The organism is Pseudomonas sp. ASL9, from assembly GCF_056680335.1.
In genome coordinates this window covers 1681784-1702404 of sequence record NZ_CM155277.1, presented here as the reverse complement: position 1 = coordinate 1702404, position 20621 = coordinate 1681784, and the positions used below count along the sequence as shown (strand labels likewise).

17 protein-coding genes are annotated in these 20621 nt (G+C 58.6%); 1 reads left to right on the top strand and 16 read right to left on the bottom strand.

Annotated features, from left to right (window positions below; all coding sequences use genetic code 11):
- Positions 1-481: 481 nt before the first annotated feature.
- From AC1ME2_RS07935 to AC1ME2_RS07925, 3 genes are all read right to left on the bottom strand, one after another.
- The gene (locus AC1ME2_RS07935) at positions 482-2092 is read right to left on the bottom strand and encodes an NAD(P)/FAD-dependent oxidoreductase (protein ID WP_480440246.1); all 1611 of its coding nucleotides are present in this window, start codon (positions 2090-2092) and stop codon (positions 482-484) included.
- Between the two features lie 96 nt (positions 2093-2188).
- Positions 2189-2860, bottom strand: coding sequence for a COG3650 family protein (locus AC1ME2_RS07930; protein WP_480440244.1), 672 nt, complete (start codon positions 2858-2860; stop codon positions 2189-2191).
- Positions 2861-2918: 58 nt separating this feature from the next.
- Positions 2919-3518 carry a short chain dehydrogenase gene (locus AC1ME2_RS07925; RefSeq protein ID WP_480440243.1) on the bottom strand — a complete coding sequence of 200 codons (600 nt, stop codon included), beginning with the start codon at positions 3516-3518 and terminating at the stop codon, positions 2919-2921.
- Between the two features lie 106 nt (positions 3519-3624).
- Between AC1ME2_RS07925 and AC1ME2_RS07920 the strand changes: the two genes are divergently transcribed.
- Entirely contained in the window at positions 3625-4533 is a 909-nt protein-coding gene (locus AC1ME2_RS07920) for a LysR family transcriptional regulator (RefSeq protein WP_480440242.1), read from the top strand.
- 86 nt (positions 4534-4619) lie between these two features.
- Here AC1ME2_RS07920 and AC1ME2_RS07915 read toward each other — a convergent pair whose 3' ends face one another.
- The 13 genes from AC1ME2_RS07915 to livH all read right to left on the bottom strand — a co-directional run bounded on the left by AC1ME2_RS07915 (position 4620) and on the right by livH (position 20441).
- Positions 4620-5756, bottom strand: a complete 1137-nt coding sequence (locus tag AC1ME2_RS07915) for a hypothetical protein (RefSeq protein WP_480440241.1) — start codon at positions 5754-5756, stop codon at positions 4620-4622.
- A gap of 39 nt (positions 5757-5795) precedes the next feature.
- Entirely contained in the window at positions 5796-6926 is a 1131-nt protein-coding gene (locus AC1ME2_RS07910; protein WP_480440239.1) for a hypothetical protein, read from the bottom strand.
- Positions 6919-7368 carry a hypothetical protein gene (locus AC1ME2_RS07905; protein WP_480440238.1) on the bottom strand — a complete coding sequence of 150 codons (450 nt, stop codon included), beginning with the start codon at positions 7366-7368 and terminating at the stop codon, positions 6919-6921. The genes AC1ME2_RS07910 and AC1ME2_RS07905 overlap by 8 nt, the downstream gene beginning before the upstream one ends.
- A 39-nt stretch (positions 7369-7407) precedes the next feature.
- Complete coding sequence (locus AC1ME2_RS07900; RefSeq protein WP_480440237.1) at positions 7408-8538, bottom strand: hypothetical protein; 1131 nt, start codon at positions 8536-8538, stop codon at positions 7408-7410.
- Positions 8531-8980, bottom strand: a complete 450-nt coding sequence (locus AC1ME2_RS07895) for a hypothetical protein (protein WP_480440235.1) — start codon at positions 8978-8980, stop codon at positions 8531-8533. The genes AC1ME2_RS07900 and AC1ME2_RS07895 overlap by 8 nt, the downstream gene beginning before the upstream one ends.
- A 39-nt stretch (positions 8981-9019) precedes the next feature.
- Positions 9020-10156, bottom strand: coding sequence for a hypothetical protein (locus AC1ME2_RS07890; protein WP_480440233.1), 1137 nt, complete (start codon positions 10154-10156; stop codon positions 9020-9022).
- Positions 10149-13706 (bottom strand): toxin VasX, encoded by a 3558-nt coding sequence (locus AC1ME2_RS07885; protein WP_480440232.1) that lies wholly within the window; start codon positions 13704-13706, stop codon positions 10149-10151. Before AC1ME2_RS07885 ends, AC1ME2_RS07890 begins: the two co-directional genes overlap by 8 nt.
- Entirely contained in the window at positions 13703-14584 is an 882-nt protein-coding gene (locus AC1ME2_RS07880; RefSeq protein ID WP_480440230.1) for a DUF4123 domain-containing protein, read from the bottom strand. The genes AC1ME2_RS07885 and AC1ME2_RS07880 overlap by 4 nt, the downstream gene beginning before the upstream one ends.
- Positions 14581-16593: a type VI secretion system Vgr family protein gene (locus tag AC1ME2_RS07875; RefSeq protein ID WP_480440229.1), complete on the bottom strand. Its 2013-nt coding sequence runs from the start codon at positions 16591-16593 to the stop codon at positions 14581-14583. Before AC1ME2_RS07875 ends, AC1ME2_RS07880 begins: the two co-directional genes overlap by 4 nt.
- A gap of 187 nt (positions 16594-16780) precedes the next feature.
- The gene (locus AC1ME2_RS07870; RefSeq protein ID WP_480440227.1) at positions 16781-17482 is read right to left on the bottom strand and encodes an ABC transporter ATP-binding protein; all 702 of its coding nucleotides are present in this window, start codon (positions 17480-17482) and stop codon (positions 16781-16783) included.
- Positions 17483-18250: a high-affinity branched-chain amino acid ABC transporter ATP-binding protein LivG gene (gene livG / locus AC1ME2_RS07865; RefSeq protein ID WP_480440226.1), complete on the bottom strand. Its 768-nt coding sequence runs from the start codon at positions 18248-18250 to the stop codon at positions 17483-17485.
- Entirely contained in the window at positions 18250-19515 is a 1266-nt protein-coding gene (locus tag AC1ME2_RS07860; RefSeq protein WP_480440224.1) for a high-affinity branched-chain amino acid ABC transporter permease LivM, read from the bottom strand. The genes livG and AC1ME2_RS07860 overlap by 1 nt, the downstream gene beginning before the upstream one ends.
- A complete protein-coding gene (gene livH, locus AC1ME2_RS07855; RefSeq protein ID WP_480440223.1) occupies positions 19512-20441 on the bottom strand; it encodes a high-affinity branched-chain amino acid ABC transporter permease LivH in 930 nt (309 codons plus the stop codon). Before livH ends, AC1ME2_RS07860 begins: the two co-directional genes overlap by 4 nt.
- Positions 20442-20621 lie beyond the last annotated feature (180 nt).

The following is a 20621-nucleotide window of genomic DNA, read 5'->3' as shown; positions in this document are numbered from 1 at the left end:
TAATCATTTAAAAACAATGAGTTGGCGCTGGTCTTGACATGTATATCCGGCATTTGGGTGTGCTGAAATTACGGTTCCGCTCTTACAGCGTGTCACTTTTTCAGACGCCAAAAAGTAACCAAAAGGCTTGCCCCTCCATACGGATCCTCGCTTAGGCTCGGACTTCCCTCGCTCCGGCGTTGCTCCGGGGGTCGCCGCAAGGGGCCGTCCCTGGCCCCGTGCGGCTTACTCGGCATCCTTGCCTCGTTACCCCCTGCGCAACGCCTGCGCTCGGCCTTCTGGAAACGGGGCCTTGCCGTAATTCGACAGTCAATTCACTCCAAATCCCAACAGCAGATCAAAATCTCTGTAGGAGCGAATTCATTCGCGAAGGCGGCGTACCTGACACGCCGCCACCAATCACGACACACAAATCGCAACCCAATTTGCTGCGCGACAGCGCGGCGTCGCAGACGCGGCGAGGCCTCCTACAGGTCGATATCTACTCAACAATCCCCAACATATCCCGCGCCAATGCCTCGGCGACGCGAATGCCATCGACCCCGGCGGAAAGAATACCACCGGCATAACCGGCCCCTTCACCGGCCGGGAACAGGCCTTTGACGTTCACGCTCTGCAGGGTGTCGTCGCGGGTGATGCGCAGCGGTGACGAGGTGCGGGTCTCGATCCCGGTCAATATCGCATCGTGCTGAGCGAAGCCTTTGATCTGTTTGTCGAACGCCGGTAACGCTTCACGAATCGCTTCGATGGCGTAAGCGGGCAGGGCGTCGGCCAGGTCTACCAGTTTCACACCAGGTTTGTAGGACGGTTCGACACTGCCCAGTGCGCTGGATGCTCTACCTGCAATGAAGTCGCCCACCAGCTGCGCAGGCGCCTCATACGTGCTGCCGCCCAGGATGTAAGCATGGGACTCCAGCCGCTCCTGCAACTCGATCCCGGCCAGCGGACCGCCTGGATAATCTTCCGGTGTGATGCCGACCACAATGCCTGAGTTGGCGTTGCGTTCGTTGCGTGAGTATTGGCTCATGCCGTTGGTGACTACGCGGTTGAGCTCGGAAGTCGCTGCCACCACGGTGCCGCCAGGGCACATACAAAAGCTGTACACCGAACGACCATTTTTGGCGTGGTGCACCAGTTTGTAGTCGGCCGCACCCAGTTTCGGGTGCCCGGCGTATTTGCCCAGGCGTGCGCGGTCGATGAGTGATTGTGGGTGTTCGATGCGAAAACCCACCGAAAACGGTTTGGCTTCCATGTACACGCCACGGCTATGCAACATACGGAAGGTGTCACGGGCACTGTGCCCCAGCGCGAGAATCACATGCCGCGAGTTGATCTGCTCGCCGCTATTGAGGATCACGCCTTGCAACTGGCCGTTATCGATCAATACGTCGGTGACCCGCTGCTGGAAGCGCACTTCACCGCCGAGTGCTTCGATCTGATGGCGCATGTGTTCGACCACACCGGTCAGACGAAAAGTACCGATGTGCGGTTTGCTGACGTAGAGGATTTCTTCAGGGGCGCCGGCTTTGACGAACTCGTGCAGCACCTTGCGTCCGTGAAATTTCGGGTCCTTGATTTGGCTGTAAAGCTTGCCATCGGAGAACGTCCCGGCGCCACCTTCACCGAATTGCACGTTGGATTCAGGGTTGAGCACGTTCTTGCGCCACAGGCCCCACGTGTCCTTGGTGCGCTGACGCACTTCGGTGCCGCGTTCGAGGATGATCGGTTTGAAGCCCATCTGCGCGAGCAACAATCCGGCGAAAATCCCGCAGGGGCCAAAGCCAACCACGATCGGGCGTTCGCTCAAACCCTCTGGTGCGTGTCCGACGACCTTGTAGCTGACATCCGGCGCCAGGCTGAGATGACGATCATCGGCGAGCGTGTGCAGCAACGCCGCTTCATCACGTACGGTGAAGTCAACGGTGTAGATGAAGCACAGTTCAGAGGATTTTTTCCGTGCGTCGTAGCTGCGCTTGAACAGCGTGAAGTCGAGCAGTTCATCACTGTCGATGCCCAAGCGCTGCAGGAGTGCAGGCCGCAGGTCTTCTTCCGGGTGATCGATTGGCAGCTTGAGTTCGGTGATTCGTAACATGACAGGGTCCAGTATCCGGGCCAGCTTTACGCGAACCGGCAATTATAAGCCGTATCGAGGGGTGACCGTCAGGCAAAAAACAGCCGGTCAGCGGAATCAGTCGTTGCGCAGACCGCCGTAATAGGCGCAGCCGCGCTGTACCTGGCCATTGATGCGCAGCTCTGCGGTCAAATGCTGCACAGAGCCGTCGACGTTATTGATGCAACGCTGTGGCGCAACCCACAGCTCAATGTGCTGGTCATTGGCTTCGCTACTGAGGTTGAAACGCCCGTTGGGCAGTTGTTCTTCGAGGTAGGGCAGGGCCAATGGCTCCTTGCCTTCACGCTCGAGGACCATGCCTTTGCCGCTGACATTGACGTTCCACGCCGGGCCATTGCCATTGGCGTGCAGGGTCAGGCGCTTGAAGTTGGCATCGTCACAGGCCTCGCCCGAACGTTCGACGCGATAGAGCTGTTGCAGATTCAGTTGGCCATCGGTGCCCGGGGTTGTGCCCGCAACGAAACTGCCCCGCAGGTCCGCGAACAGCTTGCCTTTGCGAGCCGCCAGACCTGCGGCCTCTTGCAGTACACCGGTATTGCCGCTGTCCTTGACCACAAACCGGCGCTGTTCATTGCACGGCTGGAACAGCAACTGACCGCCTTCGCCGATCAGGTCGCCTTGCATACGCGGCAGGCCGGCATTGGGTGTCTCGGGCTTTGTGTTGAACATCTGGCACCCGGCGAATAGTGGCAGCAGGGCAAACATCAAAACGGAACGGGCGGCAAACATGGCGGGTCTCCAAACAAGTTGCGCCACGTTACTGACCCTGCTGCCCAATCACAAGGGCTCAGCCGACGTGATAGGTCTGGCCGGTCTGCAAGCCCTCGACACTTTTTGCGTAAGCCAGCGCCACATCTGCCGCCGGAACCGGCTTGAAGCCACGGAAGTAGGGTGCATAACCTGCCATCGACTCCAGCAGCACGTTCGGGCTGACTGAATTCACCCGCAAACCGCGAGGCAGTTCGATAGCCGCTGCGCGAACAAAACCATCGATTGCAGCATTGACCAGACTGGCCGAGGCACCGGTACGGATAGGGTCGTGGCTGGTGATGCCTGTGGTGAAGGTAAACGAGGCGCCGTCATTGGCGAAGTCGCGGCCGATCAACAACAAATTGACCTGCCCCATCAATTTGTCCTGCAGACCCAATGCAAAGTCTTTTTCGGTCATGTTGGCCAGTGGCACGAAGTTCACATTCCCGGCCGCGCACACCAGTGCATCGAATGTACCTATCCGTTCGAATAGTTTTCTGATCGAGGCGCTGTCACTAATATCCACCTGGAAATCACCCGTTGTGCGGCCGATGCGCACGATCTCGTGACGAGGGGCCAGTTCCTGGTAGATCGCTGAGCCGATGGTTCCATTGGCGCCAATCAAAAGAATTTTCATCGTGCTGTCCTTTAAGTGAATGAATGAAACTGCAGTGTAAGGTGGCTTTTTTTCATTGATAAGCGTGCTAATAGGCAACCTTTGGTTTTCAAAAGGAAACAATCGAATGAGTGAAATGGATGATCTGGCGGCGTTTGCAGTCCTGATCGAAGCGGGCAGTTTCACGTTGGCCGCGCAACGGCTGGGGTGCAGCAAAGGCCAGTTGTCCAAGCGCATCAAGTTTCTGGAAACCAGCTACTCAGTGGTGTTGCTGCATCGAACCACGCGCCGCTTGAGCCTGACGGCAGCGGGTGCGGCCTTGTTGCCCCAAGCCAGAGCACTGATCACTCAGGTTGAGCGAGCCCGGCAGGCACTGGCCCGATTGCAGGATGAAGTGTCCGGTGCGGTACGGATTACGGTGCCGGTGTCGTTGGGTGAAACATTTTTTGAAGGCTTGCTGACGGAGTTTTCCCAAGAGTACCCGTTGGTGCAGGTCGAGCTGGAGCTGAACAACGGTTTTCGTGACTTGCACCAGGACGGGTTCGACCTGGCCATTCGCTCCAGCGTCGGAAACGATGAGCGACTGGTTGCCAAGCCGCTGCTGCTCATGCAGGAGTTGACCTGTGCCAGCCCCGCCTATCTTGAGCGTTGCGGCGAACCAACCCATCCGATGGCGTTGAGCGAGCACCGTTGCCTGCTTAACAGCCATTACAGTGGTCGTGAGGAATGGCTCTACCATAGGGACCACGAATTGATGCGCGTGCGCGTGGCCGGCCCTTTTGCCAGCAACCACTACAGTTTGCTGAAGAAGGGCGCGCTGGTCGGTGCCGGCATTGCTCGGCTGCCTTCCTACATGGTGCATGCTGAGGTAAATGACGGTCGTCTGCGCTGGTTGCTGCGTGATTATCAGACCCGAAGCTCACCGCTGTATCTGGTGCATCCTTATCAAGGCGGTTTGCCCAGACGCACAAGGGTGCTGGCTGACTATCTCCTGGGCTGGTTCGAGCGCAGCAGCGCTGCATTGGAACGGCTCTGAAGCAGAATCAACGAAAGCGTCTGGCCAGTAAATGGTTGATCGATAATACCCTAGGTCCGTTGGCCATCAGGTAACACCGCCGCCCATCATGGGCTGCGCTTCCCCGATTTCTCGGTGCGATAAACCTCGGCAAAAATCTCGGTGATCGGACGTTGCGGATTACGTGTATGCAACGCCCGGACCTGTGCGCTCATGCGCAGCAATTCGGAGCTGGGCTTGACCCATTGCTCTTTGGGCAGCGGTTCCGACCAGTCGCGCATGGCCTCCGGCAGCGCTTGACGGGCCATGCGTTTGACCCGACCAACCTCCCACTCGGTCAGGTGAAACGGCAAGGTCCAGAAAGTCATGACGTGAAACAGGTACCAGAAGAAGCCATAGACCCAGCCGCGCTCCTTGTCGCGAATCTCTTGGTGCAGGCGAGCGCGAGCGTTGCGAAAAGTGTGCAGGCCTTCGTGCGGCGGGTCGTCGGGGCCTTGTAGATCGAGAGGGTCGGTGATCTCTTTCAGGGTGTGGACTTCGTACTCCATGTAGGCGCGGATGGCTTCCCAGTTGCTGATGGCGATGGGCAGTGCAGCGCAAACAAACTCCAAGGTAAAACGCTCGCCGCTGGCCTCATGGTAAAAACCCACGCCCATGCCGTATTGACGTTGTACGCCGTATTGATTGGCGCCTTGGGCTTGAATCACCCAGGCGGTGACCGATTCCCAAGGCACGATCACGGGTTCGCTTTCGTCGTTGGGGACGAAACAGACTTCACGGCGTTGACGGTTGAAACGCGTGGGGATGATTTCTTCGTATTTGTTGTGCATGTAGAACCAGATGAGGAGAGCCATGGCGAGAGTAAAAAGGGTGACCCCCACAGTCATTCCCCAGCCAGCGCGGTGCGTCCCAACGATCACGTCCCAAACCTCGGGCAACTCAGCGCCCATCGACATAACTATCAACCCACCGATCAGCGGCAACAAAAAACCCGTCATGACAAAGCCGTTGAATGGAAGGCCCAGTGTGACCTGCCATGAAAACACCTGCGGTGAACCCAGACCGAAGTCCAAATACACGTCGTTAAGCTCCCCCACATAGGGACATTGCGGCGGCAATTGTGTAGGCAACGGCAGCGGAGCCAGGTAGGTAATGCGACCGCTGGGAAACGGCTCCACATCACCCGCCTGCTTGGGTTGCTGAAGCTGCGGTTCGGGCAGGGTTATTTCAGGGGCCTTACTCATCAGCGCCCTCCAGTGTCAGCGGGTCGGTACGACCGCCCATCATGCGCTGCGCTTCCCCGATTTCTCGGTGCGATAAACCTCGGCAAAAATCTCGGTGATCGGGCGTTGTGGATTACGTGTATGCAACGCTCGGACCTGAGCGCTCATGCGCAGTAACTCGGGGCTGGGCTTGGCCCATTGTTCTTTGGGCAGCGGCTCTGACCAGTCGCGCATAACCTCTGGCAGCGCCTGACGAGCCATGCGTTTGACTCGACCGACTTCCCACTCGGTCAGGTAAAACGGCAAGGTCCAGAAGGTCATGACATGGAACAAGTACCAGAAGAAGCCATAGACCCAGCCGCGCTGCTTGTCGCGAATTTCCTGATGCAGGCGAGCGCGTGCGTTGCGAAACGTGTGCAGGCCTTCGTGGGGCGGATCGTCGGGGCCTTGTAGATCGAGCGGGTCGGTGATTTCTTTGAGGGTGTGGACTTCGTACTCCATGTAGGCGCGAATGGCTTCCCAGCTGCTGATGGCGATGGGCAGTGCGGGGCAGGAAAACTCGACACTGACCACCCGATCATTATAGAAAAAGCCCAAACCCATCCCGTACTGACGCTGCACACCGTATTGATTGGCGCCTTGAGCCTCAATGACCCAGGCCGAGAGGGATTCCCACGGAACGAAAACCGGCACTTCAGCATCCTCGGGCATGAAGCACACTTCACGGCGTTGACGGTTGAAGCGGGTTGGGATGATTTCCTCGTATTTGTTGTGCATGTAGAACCAGATGAGGAGGTACATGGCGAGTGTCAAAAGGCTAACGCCTACAGTCAGTCCCCAGCTAACTCGGTGCGTTCCAACGACCACGTCCCAAGCCTCGGACAAGCCGGCGCCGACCAACATAGCAATCAACCCAAGAATCAGCGGCAACACAAAACTGGCCGCGACAAAACAATTAAAAGGGCCTCCCAAGGTGACCTGCCATGAAAACACCTGCGGTGAGCCCAATCCGAAGTCCAAATAAACATCATTGAGTTCCCCAACAGCAGGGCAGTTCGGCGGCAATTGCGTAGGAAGCGGCAATGGAGCCAAGTAAGTAATACGACCGCTGGGAAACGGCTCCACATCACCCGCCTGCTTGGGTTGCTGAAGCTGCGGTTCGGGCAGGGTTATTTCAGGCGCCTTACTCATCAGCGCCCTCCAGTGTCAGCGGGTCGACCGTGAACAACTTCGCCGTATCGTATCGGGGCTTAAAGGGCGCCACCGGGAAAACACCTTCGCCATTAGGGTCCAGCCGCAGGTGGTAGAGATGCGTCTGGGCCTCACCCTCGCTGTCGTAGGTGTGCACGGCAACAGCGAGGATCAGTGCGGCCTTGGCCACGGTCGAGGGTCTCTCCCATTCATCCGGGTAATCCAGCTGAAGTATCAATGGCGCGGACTGCACCACCCGCAAACTGGCAATCACTCGCTCACTGACGATGGCCCATTGATCGCTGTCGAAGCCGCGGTCCCATTGGGCGGTGATAATCCGGTAAGCGGCGAGGCTCAGGCGATGCGAGGTGTTGTGGCGGTTGTAAAGCGAGGTGCCACCCCGTTCAGGTTCGGGCAGAAGAACTTCAGGCGCCCTACTCATCAGCGCCCTCCAGTGTCAGCGGGTCGGTACGACCGTCCATCATGCGCTGCGCTTCCCCGATTTCTCGGCTCGATAAACCTCGGCAAAAATCTCGGTGATCGGGCGTTGTGGATTGCGTGTATGCAACGCCCGGACCTGGGCGCTCATGCGCAGCAATTCGGGGCTGGGTTTGGCCCATTGTTCTTTGGGCAGATGCTCCGACCAGTCGCGCATGGCCTCTGGCAGCGCTTGACGGGCCATGCGTTTGACTCGACCCACCTCCCACTCGGTCAGGTGAAACGGCAAGGTCCAGAAGGTCATGACGTGGAACAAGTACCAGAAAAAGCCATAGACCCAGCCGCGTTGCTTGTCGCGAATCTCCTGATGCAGGCGAGCGCGAGCGTTGCGGAAGGTGTGCAAGCCTTCGTGCGGCGGGTCGTCGGGGCCTTGCAGGTCTAGGGGGTCGGTGATTTCTTTCAGGGTGTGGACTTCGTACTCCATGTACGCGCGAATGGCTTCCCAGTTGCTGATGGCAATGGGGAGTGCGGCGCAGGAAAACTCGACGCTGACCACCCGATCATTGTAGAAAAAGCCCAAACCCATGCCGTACTGACGCTGTACACCGTATTGATTGGCGCCTTGAGCTTCTATGACCCAGGCCGAAAGGGATTCCCATGGAACGAAAACCGGCACTTCAGCATCCTCGGGCATGAAGCACACTTCACGACGTTGACGGTTGAACCGGGTGGGGATGACTTCCTCGTATTTGTTGTGCATGTAGAACCAGATGGTAAGGGCCATGGCGAGAGTAGAAAGACTGATTCCCACACTCATTCCCCAGCCAACTCTGTGCGTTCCAGCGATCACCTCCCAAACCTCGGGCAACTCAGCGCCCATCGACATAACTATCAACCCCAAAATTAGCGGCAACAGAAAACTGAGCATGACAAAGCCGTTGAATGGGCCGCCCAGAGTGACCTGCCATGAAAAAGCCTGCGGTGAACCCAATCCGAACTCTAAATAAACATCGTTAAGCTCCCCCACATAGGGACATTGCGGCGGCAATTGTGTAGGCAACGGCAGCGGAGCCAGGTAGGTAATACGACCGCTGGGAAACGGCTCCACATCACCCGCCTGTTTGGGTTGCTGAAGCTGGGGTTCGGGCAGGGTGATTTCAGGCGCCTTACTCATCAGTGCCCTCCAGTGTCAGCGGGTCGACCGTGAACAACTTCGCCGTACCGTATCGGGGTTCAAAGGGCGCCACCGGGAAAACACCTTCGCCATTAGGGTCCAGCCGCAGGTGGTAGAGATGCGTCTGGGCCTCACCCTCGCTGTCGTAGGTGTGCACGGCAACAGCCAGGACCAGTGCGGCCTTGGCCACGGTCGAGGGTCTCTCCCATTCATCCGGGTAATCCAGCCGAAGTATCAATGGCGCGGACTGCACCACCCGCAAACTGGCAATCACCCGCTCACTGACGATGGCCCATTGATCGCTGTCGAAGCCGCGGTCCCATTGAGCGGTGATGATCCGGTAAGCGGCGAGGCTCAGGCGATGCGAGGTGTTGTGGCGGTTGTAAAGCGAGGTGCCACCCCGTTCAGGTTCGGGCAGAAGAACTTCAGGCGCCCTACTCATCAGCGCCCTCCAGTGTCAGCGGGTCGGTACGACTGCCCATCATGCGCTGCGCTTCCCCGACTTCTCGGTGCGATAAACCTCGGCAAAAATCTCGGTGATTGGGCGTTGCGGATTGTGTTTATGCAGCGCCCGGACCTGAGCGCTCATCCGCAGCAACTTAGCACTTGGCTTGGCCCATTGCTCTTTGGGCAGCGGTTCCGACCAGTCGCGCATAATCTCTGGCAGCGCCTGACGAGCCATGCGTTTGACCCGGCCAACCTCCCACTCGGTCAGGTGAAACGGCAAGGTCCAGAAGGTCATGACGTGAAACAAGTACCAGAAGAAGCCATAAACCCAGCCGCGCTGCTTGTCGCGAATCTCCTGATGCAAACGAGCGCGAGCGTTGCGGAAGGTGTGCAGGCCTTCGTGGGGCGGATCGTCGGGACCTTGCAGGTCTAGAGGATCGGTGATGTCTTTGAGGGTGTGGACTTCGTACTCCATGTACGCGCGGATGGCTTCCCAGTTGCTGAGGGCGATGGGCAGTGCGGCGCAGACGAATTCCAAGGTAAAACGCTCGCCGCTGGCCTCATGGTAAAAACCCACGCCCATGCCGTATTGACGTTGGACGCCGTATTGATTGGCGCCTTGGGCTTGAATCACCCAGGCGGTAACCGATTCCCAAGGCACGATCACGGGTTCGCTTTCGTCGTTGGGTACGAAACAGACTTCACGGCGTTGACGGTTGAAACGGGTGGGGATGACTTCTTCGTATTTGTTGTGGACGTAGAACCAGATGAGTAGGGTTGTGGCGAGTGCACAAAGGCTGACTCCCACAGTCAACCCCCAGCTAACTCGGTGCGTTCCAGCGATCACGTCCCAAACCTCGGGCAACTCAGCGCCCATCGACATAACCATCAACCCCCCAATGAGGGGCAATAAATAACTGGCCGCGACAAAACAATTAAAAGGGCCACCCAAGGTGACCTGCCATGAAAAAGCCTCCGGCCACCCTAATCCAAAATCCAAATACACATCGTTAAGTTCTCCCACATAGGGACATTGCGGCGGCAATTGTGTAGGCAACGGCAGCGGAGCCAGGTAGGTAATACGACCGCTGGGAAACGGTTCCACATCACCCGCCTGCTTGGGTTGCTGAAGCTGCGGTTCGGGCAGGGTTATTTCAGGCGCCTTACGCATCAGCGCCCTCCAGCGTCAGCGGATCGACCGTGAACAACTTCGCCGTATCGTATCGGGGCTCAAAGGGCGCCACCGGGAAAACACCTTCGCCATTAGGGTCCAGCCGCAGATGGTAGAGATGCGTCTGGGCCTCACCCTCGCTGTCGTAGGTGTGCACGGCGACAGCCAGGACCAGTGCGGCCTTGGCCACGGTCGAGGGTCTCTCCCATTCATCCGGGTAATCCAGCCTAAGTATCAATGGCGCGGACTGCACCACCCGCAAACTGGCAATCACTCGCTCACTGACGATGGCCCATTGATCGCTGTCGAACCCGCGCTCCCATTGGGCGGTTATGATCCGATACGCGGCGATGCTCAGGCGATGAGTGGGCCTATCCGACAGCGGTGTTCGCAAATTGGCGAGACTGAGGCCGGGCAGTGTGAGGTGGATCGTGCCGCGCGGCGCTTGGCGCAGCATGTCTTGCCAGCGGTCGCTGTGGAGTTTAGGACCCACCTGTACCTGTGGTGCCTGCAACAAGCCCGTCAACTTCCGTTGATATTCGCCGAGGCTCAAAAATTGACGTTTGTTACCGTCCAGGCTCCATGGGGTGCTTTCCAGCCATTCATCGTGGGGTGAGGTGTTGTGGCGGTTGTAGAGCCAGGTGCCACCCAGCTCAACGACAGTGAAAAACGCGCCAGCCAGATTGACGCGAAAGAACACGGTCGACATCCGTACTCCGGCGGCGGCCCAAGCGGCGATGCGCGCGGCTCGATTGGGCGCGAATATAACTTTGTAGGCAGAGTACGAAACGTTGCTGAAATCATAGGCATGACTGATCAGTTGCCCCCCAGCACCCACCATGGCCAACGTTGCGCTGTGTTGAAGTGTACGGTTGCCACTACGTACAGCCTGCTGCCAATTGCTATGGTGCGAGTTCAGGCTAGCGGCAGTCGCCAAAACGCCAAAGAATGAACCAAACACCCCCAATCCAACATGCATTTTGCCCAACTGCACATGTACGCCATTCAACGCGTGCCGCTGAAAAACGCTCGCCAGCGTGGCCGCTCTCGCCGTCAAGGCAGTGTCAAAAATCCCACGAACCGCTGTAAACCCAGAAGTGGCAGTAGCGGTAAGGGCAACAACGAATGAACGAAACGCCTCATCCTCCCATGTCTGCGCCCTAGCTTCCCTCCCCACCACCACCAAATTCACCATCTGCGCAACAAACACCAATACCCCCACCCCATCGCCCAGCACATTCAGCTTCGGCGCAGTCTGTATCCCCTGGCGCACATTGCCCATCAAGTGCCCCAGCTCGCGCTGTTGCGCAGGCGGAAACAGCAAGGTCACGCCCGCCTTGCCCTGCGCGGCGCCGTATAGCCGTACGGATTCATGGGGCAGCTCGGGGATGGGGCTGATGGCTTTGGCCAGGCGCGCCTCTATCGTGTCCAGTGTCCCGCGAATTTGGTAGATTTCGGCCTGCAATTTTTTCGCTTCGGGCTCTTTGTGGTCCCTGCGACGGATGATCTGGTTGCGTTCATGGGTGATCCACTTGAGTTGTCGACGCTGCTCAAGCACTTCTTTGAGGTCGTTCTGCAAGGCGGTTTGTTCGGCCGGGGTGGCGAAGGTGAAGGTCGCGCCTTCGCGTTTTGCGGCTTCGAGAATTCGCCCCGGCAGGGCTTTGGGCAGGTTGCGGAACAGGTGGTCCAGGTCCGGCATCTGTTCGCGTTGAATACCCTGGATGAATGCGCTTTGAATCCGTTCCATTCCGCGACTCAGGGCTGGCGCCAAGGTATCGCGCGCGCCTTCAGCGACCACGCGAACGTTGTCGGGCAACTGATCGAGGGCCGGGAGTTTGCCCTGGGTGATCCGTTGCCACTCGCCGATCCAGTGCGGCAGATTGTTGAGCAGCGCATAGCCGACGTTGACCAGCGTGGCGTACTGGGTGGTCAGTTGGCTTTGTTCGCTCAACGGCAAGGTATGCAGGAGCGGCAGGCCGAACTGCGGATTTTTCTCCAGCCACTCGAGCATCGCCTGGCTGGACGTGTCGCTGCGGCAGATGTCTTTCAGGCAGGCATATTCGGCGCTGAACGCCGCCAGTTGCTGCGCGGCCTGTTGCGCATCGAAATACCAGGCGGCGCGATGGAAGCGGTCGGCAGCGACCAACGCCACCCGGTCTTCGCTGATGAGGTCGAGCAAGGGATTCCAGCGCGCCAGATTTGCCCTGTGCTCAGCCAGCAGGCGATCCATGGCGGCGCGGTCAATCAGTTCATTGACGCCGCGCTGCCCGATTTTTGCACCTGCGAGCACGTCCTTGATGCGTTGGTTCTGCTCTTTGCCCAACTGGACCAGCGCCTTGAGGTGGCGCTCGACAAAATCGTCCGGCGCTGGCCGCATGAACTGGCGCGTGTGATAGCGCCAGTCCACGTCCTGAAGGATTACGACCTTGATCGACCCCAAGGCGAGGCTGCCGAAAAAACCTTGCTCCTTGCGAAACTGATCAAGCGCTTCCTCACGCTGCTCCAGCAAGGCCTCGGGGGGATCGGCTTTTTGACTGGAAACGGCCTGTCCGCTGTTATTCAAATGATCGAGTAATGCGCGCCCGGCATGGTTGCGCTGTGGTGACGGCAGGTCATCCAGGTCCTGAAGCATGGCCTTGATCGCCGGATCATCGCTGGCATTGGCCAGTCCCGTCAGGTTGCTTTCATTGAGCAGGGTCAGGGATTCGATGTAACAGGCCAGCAAGTAATCGCGCTCGTTGGCGTTCTGCTGCGCGCCACCCTCGGCCCACCCCTCGATCCAGCCGACCACCGCGTCTTGATAGTTGGCCAGATCGGTCAATACGCCGATATCGTCGTGCACCACCAGACACAGTGTGTCGTGTTGGTAAAGCGGCAGCACGCGCTTTAGTAATTCGCCGACATGCGCCTCGCGAAAGCGTTTGGGGGTTTCCCACAGATAAGGCATGCGTTCCTTCGCCGGCAAGTCGGCATCGGGCAGGAGCGCATCATCTTCAGCCAATTCAGCCAGCCAGCGCTCGGTCTGCTGCAAGGTGAGCAGGTCCTTGCCACCGGTTTCGCAATTGACGTTGGCGAGCCCGACAGCCTGCATGAAGTGCGCGCGCTCGTCGGCGTCGTTCAACATCCGGTTGCATTGGGCGGCGGTCCATTGCACGTCGGCAAAGCTGACATGCAGGGTGCTGCTCCTGGCAAATACCAAGGCCGGTTCCGCACGTTGCGGTTCACGCTGGTCGCTGCTGACCTCGGCACCTTGCCAGAGCAGCGCACTGATGACGCCCTCCAGAACGCGGTATTCGTGCAGCTCACGGGTCGCGCTGTCGATGATGTACAACCAGCCATCACGCAACAGGCGCACGCCCAACGGCCGGCTTTTCAGCGCATAAGGCAGCGTCAATTCGGTCGCCGGATCAGCGCGCTCGACCAGACCGTAACGCAACGGAAGTAGCTGCACCTTGGGCTGACGCAAGGGGCACATGCCGTAGCCGAGGACATCGCTTTTGGATTCGGCGGCGGCAGCGAGGTTGGGGTCTTTGCGGGGGTTATAGGTCATGGGCGGTCCTTGTCTGCCGAGTGGGCCGAGGCCCAGGCGCTTGCCAGTTGGGCGGCGGCGGCGATGCGAGCGCTGGGTGTCTGAGCCGACGGGGTGCTCAGCAGCCGCGCAATCTGTGGGTGTTGCTCCAAGGGAGACGATCCCAGCCACGCGAAAATGTTGACGTAATACGTCAGGTCGGACTGGCTGGTGAACCCCTGCGCGTAGGCGGTACGGACCTGTCGATCGAGTGCAGGCCAACGCTCCGGCAACGGCCTGACGCGGTCGTCGGGAAAATACGCCAGCAGGTGCGCATCGAGCTTCAGTGTGGCTCGACGCAGGTCGACGGCATCCAGCGCGGCATTCTGTTCGGTGCTCAACTCATACCGCTTTGGCAAGTCGGCAGGCGTCGTCAGCGCACGCGTGTGCCGATGCCAACCTCCCGTGACGCGGTCAGGAATAACCCAGGTATGAATCGGCCCGAACAAGCGCTCGTCGCGGCCTTGCGCGCCGATCAAGGCGTGCGCCACCGCTGGATCAGCCAGACGCAACATCACCTCGGGCCCCTCAACGACGTGTACCGTCAGCAGTTTGCGCAGATGTTTCACCAGTCGATTAAGCGGTTCTCGGGTAAACAGCAACGAGCCCCACTCTTGCGCGGCATGTTCGAGGTAGAACTGAAACGCCGGATCGTCGGGCTGCCCGATGGCCACCAACAAGGGGGAAATATCGCTGAGGGCGTTGAAACGTGTTTCTTTGTACAGCTGGATTTTTAGGATGCCCGGCGCACACGCCGCCAGCCTGAGGGGTAAGTCGGGTACCGCTGCGCCATCGAGCAGCAGCACGGCCTGTCCCTGATCCCAAGTCAGATCTTGAGGAAGTGCAGTGAGCGTATTCATGCTTTCACGGCCTCTTCACAGAGCACACAGCGCGATCGATGCTCAACGACCAGGTTATGTTTCTGATCGCCCGGCAGAACGTCGCGTACCAACAGAGGCACCTCGCCGGGTGCCAACGGCATCGCGGGCGTGCCCGGAACCGGCGCACCGCCGACCTGGATCGGCATGCTGCTGAAAATTCCCGCCGGATTGATGACGATGTGTTGGCCGTTGATCGACAACGTCAGGCTGAGCCCGCCGTCGATGACGATGTTGTCGCCGGCGATGTGGATTTCCTGTCCGGCAGATATCAATAAGTCGCCACCCACGCGGGTGTGGCTGCTGCCGGCGACGTCGAGGTGATCGTCCGCGAGCAACTGCACTTTGCGGGCGCCGGTGACGGTGACGTTTTCCTCAGCCTTGAGCACGGTGGTGCTGTTGCCGTTGATGGTTTCCAGACGTTCGTTGCCGATTTCGATTCGGCTGTCGTTCTGGATCAACTGCTCCATGTCGCGTTGGGCGCGGAGGTAGATCCGTTCTGCACCGTTCTTGTCTTCCAGGCTCAGCTCGTTGAAGCCCGAATTGCCCCCGGTGCTTTTACTGCGCAAAACGGTTTTGGTTTTGTTTTCAGGCAGGCTGTAGGGCACCGCCTTGGTGTTGTTGCTCAGGCAGCCGACCACAATCGGCTTGCAGGCATGCCCCTCTTCGAAGGCCACCAACACTTCCATGCCCACGCGCGGAATGGTGACCGCGCCATACCCGGCACCGGCCCAGCTGGAGGCCACCCGTACCCAGCAACTGGTGCTCTCGCTTTCTTCACTGCGGTCCCAGTGAAAACGGACTTTTACCCGCCCGTATTGATCGCAGTGGATTTCCTCCTGGGCAGGGCCGGTTACCACGGCGGTTTGCATGCCTTGAATCTTCGGGATCGGATGCTTGAGGGGCGGTCGAAATTGCACGGCCTCCCGGAGGGCGATGAACTCATTGCGGTAACCCTGAGTGATTCGACCGGGTGCCACCGGCTCGTCACTGACCGCGTACTCTTCAAGCACGTGGGGGGCCCTGCCATCATGAAAAACCCACGTCGGCAGCCAGACCACGTTCCAACCCGGCTCCGGGTGTTCTTCCAGCTGTAACGGCGTGCCACTGCGCAATGCTGGCTGGTTGCTCTGACCTTGGGCGAGTTCGGCATCGCCGCGAAGTCGCTCCAGCGCCCGGCGCGTTCGCACCCGCCCTGCGTGCGCGGTATCAAACTCTCCGGGGTAGATGTACGCCTCCAGGTTGGGAAATACCTTGGAGTCCCGGTCCTCTTCTAGCGAGATGTGCGCGTTTTTGAAGTCGTAATCGCGGTGGGTGACACGGCTGGAACGGGCGCTCAGGCAGACGCCGAACGCCTGGATCACCGGATGCTCGGAAGCCATGCCGTTGATCGGTCGAAACGGCATCGCCACGGTGGGATTGCCCGCGTGATAGAACTCGGTTTCCTGATCGGCGAAGATCAGTTGGTGCCCTTCCGGGGTGTGCTTGAAGTAATAGAAGTAGCCTTCGGCCTCGCACAAACGGCTGACGAAGTGCAGGTCTGATTCTTCGTACTGAACGCAATACTCATGCGGGACCGGCTTCTCCGGACCGATGTTGAAGTGCACGTGCAAGCCGTTCAGCAAGCCATGCCCTTCGAGTACGTCGCGGATGATGGCTTCAGTGGTCAGGTTCTGGAAAATCCGCCGATTGCTTGAGTGCTGCAAATAGCTCAGAAACGGCACCATGACCAGTTGGTAATGGCTCAGCCGGGTGCCCACTTTGCCTTTCTGGATGGAGTAGAGATGGCCGTGCAGCCCCTGATCGCCAAAGGCCAGGTAGGCTTCTTTATGCAGCAGGTTTTCCAGCTCGCGGGGCGGTCGTTCGGTGACCACATCGATGGTAATTTTGAAGCACTCGCTGATGGCCTCTTCGCCTGAAAAGGCTAGAACGAGCAGTTCGTGGTCCTGGTTTCCTTTGATGCTGAGCGTGAACGTTGGGGTAATGGACATCGCCGTTCTTCATATCGGAATGAACGGTAATTTTCGGCAGGGTTGTCAACGAAGACCACCCAGTACAGCCCTCGCGTTACGTGGGATTTTTCTGGTAGTTGGGTGGGGGTGTTCTTGCGTATCCCCGGCAATGACCCATAACCATAAAAAAACGGCCCGCAGGCCGTTTTTTTATTGGAGCACAGGCTTAACCACCCAGATACGCATCCCGCACTTTCGGGTCAACCAGCAGCTCTTCACCGGTGCCTTGCATGACCACGCGGCCGTTCTCCAGCACGTAGGCACGGTCCGCGATTTTCAAGGCCTGGTTGGCGTTTTGTTCCACCAGGAACACCGTTACCCCATCGCGGCGCAGTTGTTCGACGATCTCGAAAATCTGCTGAATGATGATCGGCGCCAAACCCAGCGACGGTTCGTCCAGCAACAACAGCTTGGGTTTGCTCATCAGCGCGCGGCCGATGGCGAGCATCTGTTGTTCGCCACCGGACATGGTGCCGCCGCGCTGGTTAAAGCGTTCCTTCAAGCGCGGGAACAGGTGCAGGACTTTATCCATCTGCTCCTGATAGTCGCCTTTTTCGGTGAAATACCCGCCCATGGCCAGGTTCTCTTCCACGGTCAGCCGTGCGAATACACGACGGCCTTCGGGCACCACCGCGATGCTTTTACGCATGATCTGCGACGATTCCTGCCCGACCAGCTCTTCGCCCATATAGCGAATGCTGCCACTGTGGGCGCGCGGTGAGCCGCACAACGTCATCAGCAGGGTGGATTTGCCAGCACCGTTGGCGCCGATCAAGGTAACGATTTCGCCCTGACGAATCTCGACGTTGACCGAGTGCAGCGCCTGGATTTTGCCGTAGAAGGTGGAAACGTTTTCGAATTGCAGCATTTACGCTTCCCCCAGGTAGGCTTTGATCACTTCAGGATTGTTACGGATCTGTTCAGGCGTGCCGTCGGCCAGAGGCGTGCCCTGATTGATCACAACGATATGGTCGGAGATGCTCATGACCAGTTTCATGTCGTGCTCGATCAGCAGCACGGTGGCGTTGTGCTCATTGCGCAACACACTGATCAGCGCTTTGAGGTCTTCGGTTTCACGCGGGTTCAAACCAGCAGCGGGTTCGTCGAGCATGAGAATGCGCGGACGCGTCATCATGCAGCGGGCGATTTCCAGGCGACGTTGCTGACCGTAGGCCAGGGTGCCGGCGGGACGGTTAGCAAACTCCTTGAGATTGACCCGCTCCAGCCAATGCTCGGCATAATCCATCGCCTCGAGTTCGCTTTTGCGAAACGCCGGGGTCTTGAACAGACCCGCCAGGAAATTGGTGTTGAGGTGGCGATGCTGAGCGACCAGCAAATTCTCCACCGCAGTCATTTCCTTGAACAGGCGCACGTTCTGGAAGGTACGCACCACGCCCTTGCGCGCAATCTGATGGCCGGCGAGGCCTTGGATCTCTTCGCCGTCCAGCAGGATGCTGCCGGCCGTGGGTTTGTAGAAACCGGTCAAGCAGTTGAATACGGTGGTCTTGCCAGCGCCGTTCGGGCCGATCATTGACACCACTTGTTTTTCGTTAACGGTCAGGCCTACGCCGTTGACCGCCAACAAGCCGCCAAAGCGCATGCTCAGGCCGCTGACTTGCAGAAGGGGGCGGCTCATCAGTGCGTCTCCGCTTTCAATTTCATTTGGGGACGTTGCATTGGCAGCAGACCTTGTGGACGCCAGATCATCATCAGCACCATCACGGCGCCGAACATCAACATGCGGTATTCGCTGAAGTCACGCATCAGTTCAGGCAACAGGATCATCACGATGGCGGCGAGTAGCACGCCCAGTTGTGAGCCCATTCCGCCTAGAACGACGATGGCGAGGATGGTGGCGGACTCGATGAAGGTGAATGACTCCGGTGTTACCAACCCCTGGCGTGCGGCGAAGAAGCTTCCCGCGAAACCGGCAAAGCAGGCGCCGAGGGTGAAGGCCGAGAGCTTGATGAGTGTGGGATTCAGGCCCAGCGCGCGGCAGGCGATTTCGTCTTCACGCAACGCTTCCCAGGCACGGCCAAGTGGCATGCGCAGCAAGCGGTTGATGACGAACAGCGCCAGCAAGGCCAGCAACAACGCGACCAGGTACAGGAAAATCACCTTGTTCACCGAGCTGTAGGCGATGCCGAAATACTCGTGGAAGGTCTGCATGCCTTCAGCCGCCGTTTTCTCGAACGTCAGGCCGAACAGGGTCGGTTTCGGGATGTTACTGATGCCGTTCGGGCCACCGGTAAGTCCCGTCATGTTACGCAGTAACAGACGGATGATCTCACCGAAACCCAGGGTCACGATCGCCAGATAGTCGCCGCGCAGACGCAACACCGGGAAGCCCAGCAGAAAGCCGAACAGCGCTGACATCATCCCGGCAATCGGCAGGCAGATCCAGAAACTGAGCCCGAAATAATGTGAGAGCAGGGCATAGGTATAAGCGCCGACGGCGTAGAAGCCGACATAACCCAGATCGAGCAGGCCAGCCAGACCGACCACGATGTTCAGCCCCAGGCCAAGCATCACGTAGATCAGGATCAGTGTGGCGATATCCACCGCGCCGCGTGAGCCGAAGAACGGCCAGACCAGCGCCACCATCACCAGGGCAAGAACGATCCAGCGCTGAGTGGTGGGTTGGGTCAGGAAGTCAGTCGTTTTGGTCGGGATACGGGGCACGTTCGGTGTCGAACGCCAGGTCGCGCTGATCTGCTCATGGAACAGCACCCGTAAAAATATCGCGATAGCGGAGCCGAATATGGCGGCCAGCATTGCGTTGCTTGTACCGATGACGGTCAGATTGACACCGACGATTTCCAGCTTGAGGCCGAGGATCGGGTAGGCAACTGCCAGCACCAGCAAGGCGCTGAAAAACGCCGGTTTGAGATTCCTGGTCATACTTTTTCAACCTCCGGACGGCCAAGCAGGCCGGTCGGCCGGACTAACAGCACCAATACGAGAAGAGCGAACGCCACCACATCCTTGTATTGGTCGCCGAAGACATCGGCACCAAAGGCTTCAGCTACACCCAACACCAACCCACCGAGCATGGCGCCGGGGATACTGCCGATGCCACCGAGTACTGCGGCGGTAAATGCCTTGATTCCGACAAGGAAGCCGGCGTTAGGGTTGATCACGCCGTATTGCATACTCAGCAATACCGCAGCGACCGCAGCCAGCGCGGCACCGATGACGAAGGTCAGGGCGATGATGTTGTTGGTGTTGATGCCGAGCAGGTTGGCCATCTTGATGTCTTCGGCGCAGGCGCGGCAGGCGCGGCCCAGACGAGAGCGGGAGATGAACCAGGTCAGTGCGAGCATGGCGACCAGGGTGACGATGAAAATCAGAATCTGCATGTACGAAATCACCACCTCATGGGTACTGGCGGTGCCGAACACGAAGTTGCCGGGGATCAGGTTGGGGATCGACTTGTCTTTCGAGTCTTGAGCGAGCAAGACCGTGTTTTGCAGGAAGATCGACATACCAATTGCCGAGATCAGCGGGATCAACCGGTTGCTGCCGCGCAAAGGGCGGTAGGCAACACGCTCGATGGCGTAGCCGTAAGCACTGGTGACGACGATGCTTGCGACGAACGCGGCGGTGATCAGCAGTGGCAAGCTGTCCAGTCCGAGCATGGTCAGGCCGGCGATAGCGATGAACGCCACGTACGAGCCGATCATGTACACCTCGCCGTGGGCGAAGTTGATCATGCCAATGATGCCGTAAACCATGGTGTAGCCAATGGCGATCAAGGCATAGGTGCTGCCAATGGTCAGACCATTAATCAGCTGTTGGAAAAAGTGATAGAAATCTATCTCAGGCATTACAGCGCTCCTAAAAACCTACTGAGTGTTCACTGGTTAAGTCGTTTCCCGCTCGCGTGCGTGGTATTTGTCCACGTTTGACGTGAGCCCAGTGAATCACTGGTGACGGTTTCAAGATTTTCAGGGAGGAAGAGGTGCTATAGCGCAGGGCTCTACCCGTTACTCGTAAAACAAAGCCCA